The organism is Rhodococcus sp. 077-4 (assembly GCF_047782425.1).
Classification (GTDB): Bacteria; Actinomycetota; Actinomycetes; order Mycobacteriales; family Mycobacteriaceae; genus Rhodococcoides.
In genome coordinates this window covers 1,250,346-1,263,720 of record NZ_JAJPWC010000002.1, presented here as the reverse complement: position 1 = coordinate 1,263,720, position 13,375 = coordinate 1,250,346, and the positions used below count along the sequence as shown (strand labels likewise).

14 protein-coding genes and 1 tRNA gene are annotated in these 13,375 nt (G+C 65.7%); 9 read left to right on the top strand and 6 right to left on the bottom strand.

Translation table 11 applies throughout. The annotated features are described in order from the left end of the window. Positions 1–32: 32 nt before the first annotated feature. The 3 genes from ACNEOT_RS15230 to ACNEOT_RS15220 form a co-directional block, all read right to left on the bottom strand. Positions 33–623 carry a DUF3090 domain-containing protein gene (locus tag ACNEOT_RS15230; protein ID WP_415974857.1) on the bottom strand — a complete coding sequence of 197 codons (591 nt, stop codon included), beginning with the start codon at positions 621–623 and terminating at the stop codon, positions 33–35. A gap of 134 nt (positions 624–757) precedes the next feature. Next, positions 758–1,465, bottom strand: coding sequence for a histidine phosphatase family protein (locus tag ACNEOT_RS15225; RefSeq protein ID WP_415974856.1), 708 nt, complete (start codon positions 1,463–1,465; stop codon positions 758–760). A gap of 25 nt (positions 1,466–1,490) precedes the next feature. Next, positions 1,491–2,321: an undecaprenyl-diphosphate phosphatase gene (locus tag ACNEOT_RS15220; protein WP_415975209.1), complete on the bottom strand. Its 831-nt coding sequence runs from the start codon at positions 2,319–2,321 to the stop codon at positions 1,491–1,493. 244 nt (positions 2,322–2,565) lie between these two features. Here ACNEOT_RS15220 and ACNEOT_RS15215 point away from each other — a divergent pair, with 244 nt between their 5' ends. From ACNEOT_RS15215 to ACNEOT_RS15200, 4 genes are all read left to right on the top strand, one after another. Beyond that, entirely contained in the window at positions 2,566–3,498 is a 933-nt protein-coding gene (locus ACNEOT_RS15215) for an aldo/keto reductase (RefSeq protein WP_415974855.1), read from the top strand. An 80-nt stretch (positions 3,499–3,578) separates the two neighbouring features. Beyond that, the gene (locus ACNEOT_RS15210; protein WP_415975207.1) at positions 3,579–4,541 is read left to right on the top strand and encodes a heme/hemin ABC transporter substrate-binding protein; all 963 of its coding nucleotides are present in this window, start codon (positions 3,579–3,581) and stop codon (positions 4,539–4,541) included. Next, complete coding sequence (locus ACNEOT_RS15205; protein ID WP_415974854.1) at positions 4,538–5,605, top strand: FecCD family ABC transporter permease; 1,068 nt, start codon at positions 4,538–4,540, stop codon at positions 5,603–5,605. The genes ACNEOT_RS15210 and ACNEOT_RS15205 overlap by 4 nt, the downstream gene beginning before the upstream one ends. Then, positions 5,605–6,450: a heme ABC transporter ATP-binding protein gene (locus tag ACNEOT_RS15200; RefSeq protein WP_415974852.1), complete on the top strand. Its 846-nt coding sequence runs from the start codon at positions 5,605–5,607 to the stop codon at positions 6,448–6,450. The genes ACNEOT_RS15205 and ACNEOT_RS15200 overlap by 1 nt, the downstream gene beginning before the upstream one ends. Here the strand turns inward: ACNEOT_RS15200 and ACNEOT_RS15195 are convergent. Next, a complete protein-coding gene (locus tag ACNEOT_RS15195; RefSeq protein WP_415974850.1) occupies positions 6,425–6,790 on the bottom strand; it encodes a hypothetical protein in 366 nt (121 codons plus the stop codon). The genes ACNEOT_RS15200 and ACNEOT_RS15195 overlap by 26 nt on opposite strands. A 161-nt stretch (positions 6,791–6,951) precedes the next feature. Between ACNEOT_RS15195 and ACNEOT_RS15190 the strand changes: the two genes are divergently transcribed. The 3 genes from ACNEOT_RS15190 to ACNEOT_RS15180 all read left to right on the top strand — a co-directional run bounded on the left by ACNEOT_RS15190 (position 6,952) and on the right by ACNEOT_RS15180 (position 9,425). Then, positions 6,952–7,977, top strand: a complete 1,026-nt coding sequence (locus tag ACNEOT_RS15190) for a YncE family protein (RefSeq protein WP_415974849.1) — start codon at positions 6,952–6,954, stop codon at positions 7,975–7,977. 63 nt (positions 7,978–8,040) lie between these two features. After that, positions 8,041–8,262 carry a DUF5703 family protein gene (locus tag ACNEOT_RS15185; RefSeq protein WP_415975206.1) on the top strand — a complete coding sequence of 74 codons (222 nt, stop codon included), beginning with the start codon at positions 8,041–8,043 and terminating at the stop codon, positions 8,260–8,262. A 92-nt stretch (positions 8,263–8,354) separates the two neighbouring features. Then, positions 8,355–9,425 carry a quinone-dependent dihydroorotate dehydrogenase gene (locus ACNEOT_RS15180; RefSeq protein ID WP_415975205.1) on the top strand — a complete coding sequence of 357 codons (1,071 nt, stop codon included), beginning with the start codon at positions 8,355–8,357 and terminating at the stop codon, positions 9,423–9,425. Positions 9,426–9,492: 67 nt separating this feature from the next. Here ACNEOT_RS15180 and ACNEOT_RS15175 read toward each other — a convergent pair whose 3' ends face one another. Further along, positions 9,493–10,020 carry a YbhB/YbcL family Raf kinase inhibitor-like protein gene (locus ACNEOT_RS15175; RefSeq protein WP_415974848.1) on the bottom strand — a complete coding sequence of 176 codons (528 nt, stop codon included), beginning with the start codon at positions 10,018–10,020 and terminating at the stop codon, positions 9,493–9,495. Between the two features lie 16 nt (positions 10,021–10,036). Beyond that, the gene (locus tag ACNEOT_RS15170; protein WP_415975204.1) at positions 10,037–11,368 is read right to left on the bottom strand and encodes a M20/M25/M40 family metallo-hydrolase; all 1,332 of its coding nucleotides are present in this window, start codon (positions 11,366–11,368) and stop codon (positions 10,037–10,039) included. Positions 11,369–11,572: 204 nt separating this feature from the next. Between ACNEOT_RS15170 and ACNEOT_RS15165 the strand changes: the two genes are divergently transcribed. After that, positions 11,573–11,658 (top strand) — tRNA-Leu (locus ACNEOT_RS15165). A 142-nt stretch (positions 11,659–11,800) separates the two neighbouring features. Further along, positions 11,801–13,261 carry an SDR family NAD(P)-dependent oxidoreductase gene (locus ACNEOT_RS15160; RefSeq protein ID WP_415974847.1) on the top strand — a complete coding sequence of 487 codons (1,461 nt, stop codon included), beginning with the start codon at positions 11,801–11,803 and terminating at the stop codon, positions 13,259–13,261. Positions 13,262–13,375: the final 114 nt, after the last annotated feature.

Below are 13,375 nucleotides of genomic sequence, written 5' to 3'. Positions count from 1 at the left end.
TTCGCGGCCCTCGAACGGGGGCAGTTCGACGGTCAAGACTCGTCGACCTCGGTCACCGGGCCGAACGTGGCCCCGCGGCGATAGCCGTTGGTTCTGATGCACACGTGCCCTTCGGGGGCCAGTGGCTGTCCGCAGAGGGGGCACGGCGCGCGCCCCGCCGCGATGACTCGCTCGGATCGCACCGCGAATTCGCGAGCCTGAATCGGAGTGAGGAACACCCGTACCGCGTCGGGACCCTCGTCCGTGTCGTCGAGCACGACCGACTCGTCCACCTCGACCTCGCTGACAGCCAGGAGCTCCACCACGACGGCGTTGGCGTCGGCATCCCAGCCGAGCCCCATGGTGCCGACGCGAAACTCGGTGTCGATGGGCGTGAGCAACGGACTGGTGTCGACCGTCTCGGTCTCCTCGTCCGGAACATCGGCCCCGAAACGTCGGTGTACTTCTTCGAGCAGAAGCCCCATCCGATCGGCGAGTACCTGGACCTGCTGCTTCTCCAGGGCGACCGACACCACTCGGGCATCGTGCACCGCCTGGAGGAAGAACGTTCGGTCGCCCGGTTCACCAACGGTCCCGGCAACGAAACGATCAGGGGTGCGAAAAACGTGTATTGCGCGCGGCATTGCACCTCCTAACGTCGAGAACAACTCCACGATGCGAGTCGCGGAACCTTCATTATCGGCCACAATTCGACTGCGAACGGTCTTGCTTGCCCTCCAGCCTGCCACCAGTTGGCGTCCGAGCGCCGAATCGGTGCCTAGCTGCCCGCTCCGCCGCCGACGACCGCGTCGGAAGAGTCCGCTTCATCCGGTTCCGCGGTGCTCGGCTCTTCGGCCTTCGGGACGAACGCGCTCAAATCCGATCCGGTGTCGTTGGTCCGCAGCACGAAGGGTCGCGTCGAGGTGTAGCGAACGACACTGATCGATGCCGGATCGGCGACGATGCGCTGAAAGGAATCCAGGTGCGCACCCATCGCGTCCGAGAGCACCGACTTGATGACGTCCCCGTGCGAGCACGCCACCCACAACACGTCGCGACCGTGCTGCGCAGCCAACCGGGCATCGTGCTCGCGCACGGCCTGCACTGCGCGCTGCTGCACAGTGGCCAATCCCTCGCCTTCCGGAAACACCGCAGCCGACGGATGTTGCTGGACGACTTTCCACAGCGGCTCGGCCAAGAGTTCCTTGATCGTCCGACCGGTCCACTGCCCGTAATCGACCTCCACCAGCCGGTCCTCGACCACGGGCGAAAGCCCGAGCCGGGCTGCCAGCGGTTCGACCGTCTGCTCACACCGCAGCAACGGCGAACGCACAATCTCGGCCACCGGAAGCTCACCGAGGCGATCCGCTACCGCCTGCGCCTGCTCACGCCCACGATCATCGAGCTCGACTCCCGCGCTTCGACCTGCGAGCGTGCCGGCGGTGTTCGACGTCGAACGACCGTGCCGAAGCAAGATGACTGTCATTGCACCGAGCCTAGCGAGGTGAAATTCAGGTTGCGGATACGACCCCGCCCGCCAACAGACCGAGCACCACGACCCCGAGCACGATGCGATAGCCGACGAACCAGTACAGCGAATGGTTCGCGACGAACTTGAGCAACCAGGCGATCGAGGCGTAGCCGAGGCCGAAGGCGATGATCGTCGCCACCAGCAGCTGCGGACCCGACGCGGCGAGGCCGGAGCCGACCGGCTCGAACGCGTCTGGCAACGAGAACAGACCGGAGGCGGTGACAGCAGGGATAGCGAGCAAGAACGAGAAGCGCACTGCCGCTTCGCGTTCGAGTCCGAGGAACAGGCCCGCACTGGTGGTCGCGCCGGATCGTGACACTCCGGGAACCAGAGCCAGGCACTGCGCCAGACCCATGACGATGCCGTCGCGGGTGGTCAACTTCTCGATCGGCCGTTCCTTCCGGCCCACCTTTTCTGCGATCGCGATGACGACGGCGAACACGATCAACATCACCGCGATCAGGTACAGGTTGCGGGCACCGGTCCGAATTTCGTCCTTGAACAGCAGGCCGAGTACGCCGATGGGGATGGTGGCGATGATCACGTACCACCCCATGCGGTAATCGAGACCGCGCTCTTCCTTCTTCGTCAGGCCCACGAACCACGCCTTGACGATCCTGACGATGTCCCGCCAGAAGAACAGCAGCACTGCAGCTTCGGTACCCAGCTGAGTCACGGCGGTGAACGACGCACCGGCGTCCTCGTTCCAGAAGACACCGGAGACGATGCGCAGATGTCCCGATGAGGAAATGGGAAGGAATTCGGTCAAGCCCTGCACCGCGCCGAGGATGACGGCCTGCAACCACGTCATGTCGATCATGCGGCGTACCGTCCCGAGATCGACACCGATGGACTCTTCTCTGTCGATGCGCGGCCGATGGCCTGGCCCCTGAGTTCGCGATTCACGGGCACGACCGTACCCGGCGCGGCACTCACACACCGAGCGGAGCGAAGCGGCGCGGCACTCACACACCGAGCGGCGCGGCGCACTACTGTGCACTGGCGGCAGTGCAGTTCGACACCGACGATCACACGTAAAAGGACATTCGGCACATATGAAGCAGAGATCGGTCGGCACCAGCGGACTTCGAGTGTCCAGGCTCGGCCTGGGCACCCTCGGTTGGGGCAGCGGAACCGACGGTGATGATGCCGCGGCACAACTGTCGGCGTTCGCGGAGGCCGGTGGCACGCTGGTCGACACGTCCCCGGCGTACGGCGACGGGCGCGCGCAACGAGTGCTGGCCGAATTGCTCGACGACGTGGTTCCGCGACACGAACTGGTGATCAGCAGCGCCGCGGGACTGAGCTCGCGCTACGGCCGCTATCACGTCGACTGCTCGAGGCGGGGCCTGCTCGGCCAATTGGATGCCACTCTGCGAGAGCTCGGAACCGAGTACCTCGACCTGTGGCAGGTGGCGGCCTGGGACCCGAACACTCCGGTCGACGAGGTCGCCGCGACGCTCGACTATGCCGTCACCAGTGGACGAGTCCGCTACACCGGTGCCCGCGGATACCTCGGGTGGCAACTGGCCACGGCAGCAGGTGCAGCCGGTACCGGACGCATCGTGGCCACACAGGCGGAATACTCGCTGTTGGCTCGCGGAATCGAGGACGAACTCGTGCCAGCCGCGCACCACCACGGCATTGGCGTCCTCGCGGCCGTTCCGCTTGCGGGGGGCGTCCTGACGGGCAAATACCGTAATGGGATACCGGCGGACTCCCGTGGTGCCGACGAACTGCACGCCGAGGCCGTACACGCGTACCTGACCGATTCCGCGGTAGGCGTCGTCGACGCAGCCGCCACCGCCGCCGACGGGCTCGCCACCTCTCCCCTGGTCGTCGCGCTCGCCTGGGCCCGTGATCGGCCGGGAGTGAGCAGCGCGATCGTGGGGGCCCGTGATCTCGCCCAGTTGATGGGCGCGCTGATGGCCGAGGAACTCGAACTGCCGCCCGCCATCGCGTCGGCGCTGGACGACGTCAGCGCCTGAGCACCGACGAACATCGGACAGGCTAACCTTCGGTGGTGACTGTCAACCGTCTCGCCGCTGTACTGCTGGTCGCCGGACTCCTGGTCGCCTGCTCGCCGAACACTCCCGGCTCCGAATCCACGGGTGTCGTCGGCCCGCGCACCGCCGTGGTCGAGGATCCGAACCCGGAGCCCATCACGGCCGATCCGGCCGCGGTACTTCCCGTCACCGTGACCGGGTTCGACGGCGTTGCCGTCACCGTGACGGACACCAGTCGCATCGTCGCCGCCGACCAGTACGGAACGCTGGCCGAGACGGTCTTCGCGCTCGGCCTCGGCGACCGACTGGTCGGTCGCGACACCTCCGCGGCATTTCCCGCAGTCGAGGACGTGCCCGATGTCACCCCGACCGGCCACTCGCTGAGCGCGGAAGGGATTCTGGCGTTGTCACCGACCGTGGTTCTGACCGATACCAGCATCGGTCCACGTGCGGTGCAGGACCAGATCCGAGCCGCGGGCATTCCTCTCGTGTATTTCGATCCCGCCAGAACTCTTCCCGGGGTCGGCACGCAGATCGAGGCCGTCGCCGCCGCCCTGGGAGTGCCCGACGCCGGTGCCGCCCTCGCCGAGCGTGCGAACACCGAGATTGCTGCAGCAACCGACAACACACCCGAATCGGACGAGCCGCTGAAGATCGCGTTTCTCTACATGCGCGGTCCAGCGATCAAGATGCTTGCCGGTCCCGGCTCGGGTGCGGACGCACTGATCGAGGCCCTGGGAGCACGCGACGCCGGGGTCGAATCCGGCCTGACCGAGCAGTTCGTGCCGGTGACCAGCGAGGCGTTGATCGCCGCAGCGCCCGACGTCATTCTGATGATGACCAAGGGTTTGGAGTCCATCGGCGGCATCGAGGGGCTGGAGCAGATTCCCGGCATCGCGCAGACACCGGCAGGTCGAGATCGCCGGATCGTGGACATGGACGACGGGACCATTCTCAGTTTCGGCCCGAACACCGGAAAGGTTCTGGGCGCACTGTCGAAGGCCGTGTACGACCCGGCGTCATGACCGCCCGCACACTCGCCGGATCGGGCAGGGACGCGCGTCGGATAGCAGCCACGTTCGGTGTTCTGGGTATGGCGCTGGTAGTGCTGGCACTGATCTCGGCCGTCGTGGGGCAGGTTCCGACGACCCCGCTGGAGGTACTCGGCAGCGTGGCGCATCGGCTGGGTCTCGATCTCGGCCCCATGCCCGCTCACCCCAGTGGCGAGGTAACGCTGTGGCAGGTCCGGTTCCCGCGTCTGACACTCGCTGTCGTGGTGGGCGCGTGCCTGGGGTGCGCGGGCGCGCTGCTCCAGGGCGTGTTCGCCAATCCCCTGGCCGAGCCGGGAGTCGTGGGAGTCTCCTCGGGTGCCGCTGTCGGTGCCAGTTCGGTCATCGTGCTCGGTGGCAGCTTCGCCGGGGTCTGGAGTGTGGCGGCCGCAGCCTTCGTCGGCGGGCTCGTCACCACGATCGCCGTCTACGTGCTGGCGCGCAACGCGGGCCGCACCGAGGTGGTGACGCTCATTCTCACCGGCGTTGCGGTCAACGCCTTCGCCGGCGGTGTCATCGCGTTCTTCACGTTCGTCGCCGGACCCGCCGCCCGCGACCAGATCGTGTTCTGGCAACTGGGATCGCTGGCCGGCGCAACCTGGCAGTCGGTGGCGGTGGTGGGTCCGCTCGCGCTGCTGGGCATCGGCGCGTCCACGGCGATCGCCCACCGACTCGACCTGTTGGCCCTCGGTGAGAACGTGGCGCGCCATCTCGGTGTGAACGTCGAACGACTCCGACAGTTCGCCATCGTGATCGTCGCCCTGCTCGTCGCCTCCGGTGTCGCATTCACCGGCATCATTCTGTTCGTGGGTCTGGTCGTTCCTCACGCCGTGCGGATGGTGCTCGGACCCGCGCATCGCATCCTCATCCCGGCCAGTGCACTCGCCGGGGCCGTCGTGTTGCTTGCCGCCGATCTCGTCACGCGCACCCTCGTCTCGAACGTCGACCTCCCGCTCGGCATGGTCACCTCGCTGGCCGGCGCACCGTTCTTCTTCTGGCTGCTCCGCCGTACCCGCGCTCGCCAGGGCGGCTGGGCGTGATGCGGCGAATCAGTTTGGCGCGCAACGATATTCCGACTTCCCCTGCGCCGGGATCGAGTACCCTCGTCGCCCGCGGAGTCTTCGCACGGCGCGGGGACGCAACCGTGTTGTTCGACGCCCGCCTCGACGTGGTCGCCGGCGAGATCCTGGCCCTGGTCGGCCCGAACGGTGCCGGAAAGTCGACTTTGCTGTCGGTTCTGTCGGGAGACACCTCGCCGAGCAGCGGATCGGTTCTGCTCGACGGCGAACCGCTGAACCGGTTCCGCCCTGTCGACACAGCGCGGCGACGCGCGGTATTGCCCCAGCAACACGGCGTCGGATTTGCGTTCACGGCCGAGCAGATCGTCCGCATGGGTCGCGCGCCGTGGTCCGGGACTTCCGCGGCACGCGAGGACGACATTCGCGTGCAGTCCGCAATGGCTGCCTGCGATGTCTCCGAGTTCACACATCGACCGTTCGCGTCGTTGTCCGGCGGTGAGCAGGCCAGGGTTGCATTGGCCAGGGTGATTGCCCAGGACACCGCGACGCTTCTGCTCGACGAGCCCACCGCCGCACTCGATGTGGGGCACCAGGAGTCGGTCATGGCCGTGGTGCGCTCACTTGCCGGAGCGGGACGTGCAGTGGTCGTCGTGCTGCACGATCTCGGCCTCGCGGCTGCCTACGCCGACCGCGTCGCAGTTCTCGATTCCGGTGAACTGGTGGCAACCGGTCCGCCGCGGGAGGTGCTCACCGCCGATCGGCTCACCCGGGTCTACGGGCACCCCGTCGATGTTTTCGACCACCCCGACACCGGCGACCAGCTGGTGGTTCCCCACCGACTCAAAAACCCTCCAGCACCGAATTGACTCGATTGACGAAGGCTCGCACGGCCGTGGTGTCTCGCTGTGACGCATCGGACAATTGCTGGGCATGAGAGACCGCGTCACGCACCACACCGATGATGCTGCGCTCGTCCGTCATGTCGATTTCGGTGACCGAATGTTCGGCAACCGCCTCTACCTCGGACTTGTCGGGTACGGGCGATTGCACATCGGCCCGGTATATCTCGACGTACAGGGTGCTGCGATGCACGCGAAACGCGAAGGCCCGGCCGTCGTCGGTTCGCCCGAATCCGTTCGGGTGTGTTCCCGCGTTCACTTCCTCGACGAGAAAGTGTGATTCCTCGGATCCCACGTCTGCTCCCATGTCGTGCACTCATCCTTGGACGATCACGCTACCGCTTCTCTCGACGCCCACGGGTCGAAGCTCGATGCGGGCGCGGTCGATTTCGCCGACATCAGGCACGCTGGTACAGATGTGGCAGCGTCACATCAGGTTGATCTTCTCCAGGAAGTAGGTTCGGCCCCATGCGAACACCGTCGGCTCGTACGGTTCGAGCGGCTGTTGCGTCCGCGCTCGCCGTCGTCACAGTTCTGTCGGTGGGCGGGTGCTCGAGCGACGACGAGAATGCCGACGAGATCTCCGTCGAACCGCTACCGCCCGCACAATCGCCCGTACCTACCGTGACTCCTGCCGGAACCGTTGCCGCGTTCGCGCCCGTGGATGCCCTCATGTTCGATCCCGTCACTCGCACCGTGGTTGCGCTGACGGACTCGTCCACGACCGTCAGTCTGGTCGGCGATGGAGCAACGGCGGCCACTCGAGTGGTCGACCTGGGCGGCACGGCTGCCGGTCTTGTTCCTGGACGCGACTCGAGCGTGCTCGTCCCGATGAACGGCTCCGTCGCGAGAATCGGTGTGGCGGACGGACAGCGGAGCGATATCGCAGTCGACGCCGACATTCTCTCGGCGGCCGATCTCCCGGACGGCACCACCGCCGTCGGCGACGACACCGGAACGATCCGAGTACTCGACGCCACCGGGCAGGTCACGACCACGGTGTCCGGTGGCAGCGTCACCTCGGCCGATGCCCTGGCAAGTACGCCGAAGGGCGTTTCGGTGCTCGATCGTCGGCAGACGTCGGTGACCGATGTGAACCTGGACGACGGCACACTCGGAGTCGCCTTGCGGGCAGGTGACGGTGCCGCCGAGATGACCAGCGACGAATTCGGGCGTCTGTTGGTCACCGATTCGACCGGTACGGAGTTGCTCGTCTTCACCTCGCACGATTTGCTCATGCGACAACGGTTTCCGGTCGGTTCGCAGCCGTGGGCGATCGCCTACGATGAACAGTCCGGTGTCGCATGGGTGACGCTGCCCGCCCTCAACGAGGTGGTCGGGTACACACTCGATACCGGAATTCCGGTCGAGGCCCGGCGGTTGCCCACTGTGCGGCAGCCCAATTCGGTTGCCGTCGACACCGACACCGGCGACTTGTACGTGGGATCGGCAACCGGCGACGGTGTGCAACGCATTCCAGCCGCGGGTCGCTGAGCGTCGATCAGTGGAAGGAGGCACGTGAACGCACACGAGAATTCGACCCCGGGCCGAGCGAAGATGCCCGTCGGATGGGAAGTTTCGGCGTCCGACGATTGGGAGTACGTGCCACTGAGACTGCCGCCCGACGTCACCCGCGTGACCGCGTCGATGCGGCTGGCCATTCAGGCGGAGTTCGGCGGCTGGGAACTGTCGCGGGTTCGCCTGTACACCGACGGCAGCAGGCGAGTGCTGCTCAAGCGCAAGAAAACGGCGCATCACATCCCCGAGCCCGGAATCTGACCACTCCGCAGTACTGTTCGGCCACTATCGTCGAAACCTCGCATGCGTTCGACCGAGCCAGATCGACCGGAAAGAAGACCGTGGGAAACCGTCTGTACCGCGTCCTGCTACGCCTGATGTTTCTGTTGCCACCGGAGAGGATTCACCACCTCGCGTTCGGTGCACTCCGAGCGGTGGCGATCGTGCCGCCTCTCCGGTACCTGGCAGAGAGGCTGTTCGTGGCCGATGATCCACGTCTGCGCACCACGGCATTCGGCGTCGACTTCCCGGCTCCGCTCGGTCTCGCGGCCGGCTTCGACAAGAACGCCGACGGGATCGACGCCTGGGCCCCCATCGGATTCGGATTTGCCGAGATCGGGACCGTGACGGCACAGGGCCAGCCGGGCAATCCCCAGCCCCGACTGTTCCGGCTGCCTCTCGATCGCGCCATCGTCAACCGGATGGGATTCAACAACCACGGCGCCGAGCATGCCGCGGTCCGATTGCGCAATCGGCGCACCCGCATCCCTATCGGCGCCAACATCGGCAAGACCAAGATCGTGGAACCGGCCGGTGCCGCCGCCGATTACACGGCCAGCGCTCGACTCCTCGGGCCACTGGCAGACTTCGTCGTCGTCAACGTCAGCTCACCCAACACCCCTGGGCTCCGAGATCTGCAGGCGGTGGAATCGCTCCGGCCGATCCTGACCGCTGTGCAGTCGGTGGTGTCGGTGCCGGTGCTGGTCAAGATTGCTCCCGACCTGTCAGACGAGGACATCGACGCCGTCGCGGATTTGGCCGTCGAACTCGGACTCGACGGCATCGTGGCCACCAATACGACGATCTCGCGTGCCGGTCTGCGCACCGGAGCCGACGTGGTCGCCGCACTGGGAGCAGGCGGACTGTCCGGCGCTCCGCTGGCCGAGCGGTCACTCGAGGTCCTGCGCCGCCTGTACCGCCGGGTGGGGGCGCAGTTGACTCTGATTTCCGTCGGCGGCATCGAGACCGAGGCGCAGGCCTGGGAACGCATCACCGCAGGTGCCTCGCTCGTGCAGGGCTATACCGGTTTCATCTACGGCGGCCCGTTGTGGATCAAGAGCATTCATCGAGGACTTGCGGCTCGCCTCGACGAGCACGGGTTCGCCACGATCGCTGATGCCGTGGGTTCGGCGAACAAGTCCTGACCGCCCCACCCTCGTGCGCGTTTTGCGTAGTCCTACCTACGCAAAACGCGCACGAGGGGAGCCGAACTCAGAGCTCGTAGATACCGGTCAGCACCGCACGTCCGATCGCATGCGAGAACAGGTTGAATCCGAGGTAGGCGGGAGTCGCCGTCTCGTCCACCTCGAGGCGCTCCACATCCACCGCGTGCACCGCGATGAAGTAGCGGTGCGGCCCGTGGCCTGCGGGCGGAGCCGCACCGATGTAGCGGAACAGCCCGGCGTCGTTCTTCAGCGTCACCGCGGTGCTCGGCACGCCGGTTCCACCGTCGTCGCCTGCGCCCGACACCAATGAGGTCGTCTCGACGGGAATGTTGGCCACTGCCCAGTGCCAGAAGCCGGACGCCGTCGGCGCGTCGGGGTCGTAGACGGTGACGGCGAAGCTCTTGGTGCCCTCGGGAAAGCCGGACCAGGACAGCTGCGGTGAGTTGTCGTGTCCACCGGCCCCCATGATTCCGCTGACCTGCTGAGCGGCCAACGTCTTGCCGTCCTCGACGTCCTCGGACGTCAACTCGAAGGACGGGAGGTCCGGAAGCGAGTCGTATGGGTTGTACGCCACGGTGTTTCCTTTCGTATCAGCTGTGCAGCAAGAAGTGTTCGAGAACCTGTGTACCGAACTCCAACGACTCCACGGGTACTCGTTCGTCGATGCCGTGAAACAACGCCGCGAAATCCAGTTCCGGTGGCAGCTTCAGCGGAGCGAAGCCGAAGCAGCGAATCCCGATGCGCGCGAACGCTTTTGCGTCGGTACCACCGGAGAGCATGTAGGGAACGGTTCGGCCGTTCGGATCGTGTGCCAGCACGGCGTCGTTCATCGCATCGACGAGATCTCCGTCGAACGTGGTCTCGTACGGTTCGAGCTTCGTGATCCATTCGCGTTCCACGTTCGGGCCGATCAACTCGTCGACCTCCTTCTCGAATGCCGCCTGACGCCCGGGCAGCACCCGGCAGTCCACCACTGCCGTCGCCGTCTGCGGGATCACGTTGGCCTTGTAGCCGGCCGAGAGCATCGTCGGGTTCGCGGTGTCGCGCAGGGTCGCTCCTACGATCCGGGCGATGCTGCCGAGCTTGAGCAGAGTGCCGTCGATGTCGGGCGAGGTGGGATCGAAATCCAGCCCGGATTCCTCGGACACGGCCTGTAGAAACTGTGTGACCGATTCGGTGAGTACCAACGGGAACGTGTGATTTCCCAGCTTGGCCACCGCTTCGGCGAGGTAGGTCACCGCGTTGTCGTCGTGCAGAAACGATCCGTGGCCTGCGCGCGCCTTGGCGGTCAGCCGCATCCACGCGAGACTCTTCTCCGCGGTCTCGACCATGTAGAGCCGCTTCTCGGTGCCGTCCGGGCGGGCCACGGTGAGGGAGAATCCACCGACCTCGCCGACAGCCTCGGTGACGCCCTCGAACAGATCGGGGCGGTTGTCCACCAACCAGTGCGATCCGTACTTGCCTCCGGCTTCCTCGTCGGCAAGGAACGCGAACAGGATGTCGCGGGGCGGGACGGTTCCGTTCGACTTGAACTGACGGGCCAGTGCCAGGGCCATGCCGACCATGTCCTTCATGTCGACGGCTCCGCGGCCCCACACGTACCCGTCCTCGACGGCCCCGGAGAACGGGTGAACGCTCCAGTCGGCCGGTTCCGCGGGCACGACATCGAGGTGGCCGTGGATCAGTAAGGCACCGCGAGAGGAGTCCGCTCCGCGCAGCCACGCGAAGACGTTGCCTCGACCGGGGGCTCCGGACTCGACGTATTCGGTCTCGTACCCCACCTCCTCGAGCTTGCTCGCCACCCATTCGGCACATTCCTTCTCGCCGACCGTGGTGTCGAGCTCCCCCGTGTTCGAGGTGTCGAACCGAATGAGGGAACTGACGAGATCCACGACCTCCTCGAGGGCAACGGTGGGGTGGATATCGCTTGCGTTTCGGGGATTGCTCGGATCGTTGGGCACTTCTTGTTCCTACCACCAGAATCTGCCGCGGGCACCATGCACAACGGTCTCAGGCATGAACTGACGTGGGGATTTGGGTTATCGGGAACCCGTCGGATAATCTTACGCAGCACACAGCGGCCGGCTGTGAAAGCAACAAAAGAATATGCGGCAGTGGTCGCACTTGTCCGAGTGGCGGAATGGCAGACGCGCTAGCTTGAGGTGCTAGTGTCCTATTAACGGACGTGGGGGTTCAAGTCCCCCCTCGGACACCGTCTGAATGTTGTTCACAGACAAAGATTTTCACAGATCTGAGTTGAGACAGACGAAACTGACCCTGATTCTTCGGAATCGGGGTCTTTTTCGTTGTTCTCACGTCGACGGCTCGACCGGGCCGATGCTAGGAGACTGAAGATGGACTCGATCGACCCCACCGATCTCGAGACGTGCCTACGCGTGTTGAAGCAGGCCGCGGAACTGGACAAGAATCATCCTGATTCCATTGCCGTTCAGCGCGCGTCCGGCGCCATGTTCAAGGACCTGAAGCGGGCTCGACGCGTCGCCGCGCGCAATGCCGTCAACGCGGCCGACCGGGCCGTCGTCGCCGCGACCGCAACCGGATCCCCGGACCGGATCGACGACGAGACAGCAGGACTGTCCCTCACCTCCCGCGCCGAGGGTGACATCGCAGGCACGCTGATCAAGGCCCGTCCCTGCTACATCTGCAAGCAGCGCTACACCGACGTCGATTCGTTCTATCACCAGCTGTGCCCGGAGTGCGCGACGCTCAATCGCGGCAAGCGCAATGCTCGAACCGACCTGTCCGGCCGGCGGGCGCTGTTGACCGGCGGGCGAGCGAAGATCGGGATGTACATCGCACTTCGATTGCTGCGCGACGGTGCCCACACCACGATCACCACTCGCTTTCCCAACGATGCCGTGCGGCGCTTCGCAGCGATGGACGACAGCGATCAGTGGCTGCACCGGCTGCGCGTCGTCGGCATCGATCTGCGCGACCCGGCTCAGGTTGTGGCACTTGCCGATTCGGTAGCAGCCGAGGGGCCTCTGGACATCCTGATCAACAACGCCGCGCAGACCGTCAAGCGCTCCCCCGGTTCCTACAGTGCGTTGGCCGACGCCGAGGCCGAACCTCTCCCCGCCGCATTGACGGAGGGACATGGCCCGGAGCGCATCACGTTCGGCAAGACCAGCGATGCGCATCCCGCTTCGTTGGCGAGTTCACTGCCCGCCACCGCGCTCGGCGGGCGGCCTGCCGCGGCCCTGAGCGCGGACGACGTCGCCTCGCTCGCCATGGTGGCCGGCTCGGTGACGGCCGAGAGAATCGAGAGCGGGCTCGCGATCGACGCGGGCGGTCTGGTTCCCGACCTGGCCGAGACCAACAGCTGGATCCATACCGTCGAGCAAGTGGATCCGGTCGAGCTGCTCGAGGTGCAGCTGTGCAACTCCGTCGCGCCTTTCATTCTGGTGTCGCGGCTTCGCACGGCGATGGAGGCCTCGGACGCGCGACGCAAGTACGTCGTGAACGTCTCGGCGATGGAAGGCCAGTTCGGACGTGCGTACAAAGGGCCTGGTCATCCGCACACCAACATGGCCAAGGCTGCCCTGAACATGCTCACCCGCACCAGCGCCAAGGAGATGCTCGAGAGCGGAATCCTGATGACCGCCGTCGACACCGGCTGGATCACCGACGAACGGCCGCACCCCACCAAGATGCGATTGGCCGACGAGGGGTTCCACGCTCCACTCGACCTGGTGGACGGTGCCGCTCGGGTGTACGACCCGATTGTGCAGGGTGAACTCGGAATCGATCTGTACGGCTCCTTCCTCAAGGACTATCAGCCCTCGCCCTGGTGACTGCCTCGGTGATTTTCGCGTGCGTCCCCCTCGGTGAACACAGGCTGCGATACTCGTAGGCCGAAGTCGTTTCGCGCGAGCGAACGGCCCTTCTTCACGCACCGATAGGCGGTC

Bases quoted from the DNA above. Each gene is read 5' to 3' on its own strand.
- ACNEOT_RS15230 (WP_415974857.1), bottom strand. From the start codon at position 623: ATGCCGCGCGCAATACACGTTTTTCGCACCCCTGATCGTTTCGTTGCC.
- ACNEOT_RS15225 (WP_415974856.1), bottom strand. From the start codon at position 1,465: ATGACAGTCATCTTGCTTCGGCACGGTCGTTCGACGTCGAACACCGCC.
- ACNEOT_RS15220 (WP_415975209.1), bottom strand. From the start codon at position 2,321: ATGACGTGGTTGCAGGCCGTCATCCTCGGCGCGGTGCAGGGCTTGACC.
- ACNEOT_RS15215 (WP_415974855.1), top strand. From the start codon at position 2,566: ATGAAGCAGAGATCGGTCGGCACCAGCGGACTTCGAGTGTCCAGGCTC.
- ACNEOT_RS15205 (WP_415974854.1), top strand. From the start codon at position 4,538: ATGACCGCCCGCACACTCGCCGGATCGGGCAGGGACGCGCGTCGGATA.
- ACNEOT_RS15200 (WP_415974852.1), top strand. From the start codon at position 5,605: ATGCGGCGAATCAGTTTGGCGCGCAACGATATTCCGACTTCCCCTGCG.
- ACNEOT_RS15195 (WP_415974850.1), bottom strand. From the start codon at position 6,790: ATGGGAGCAGACGTGGGATCCGAGGAATCACACTTTCTCGTCGAGGAA.
- ACNEOT_RS15190 (WP_415974849.1), top strand. From the start codon at position 6,952: ATGCGAACACCGTCGGCTCGTACGGTTCGAGCGGCTGTTGCGTCCGCG.
- ACNEOT_RS15185 (WP_415975206.1), top strand. From the start codon at position 8,041: ATGCCCGTCGGATGGGAAGTTTCGGCGTCCGACGATTGGGAGTACGTG.
- ACNEOT_RS15160 (WP_415974847.1), top strand. From the start codon at position 11,801: ATGGACTCGATCGACCCCACCGATCTCGAGACGTGCCTACGCGTGTTG.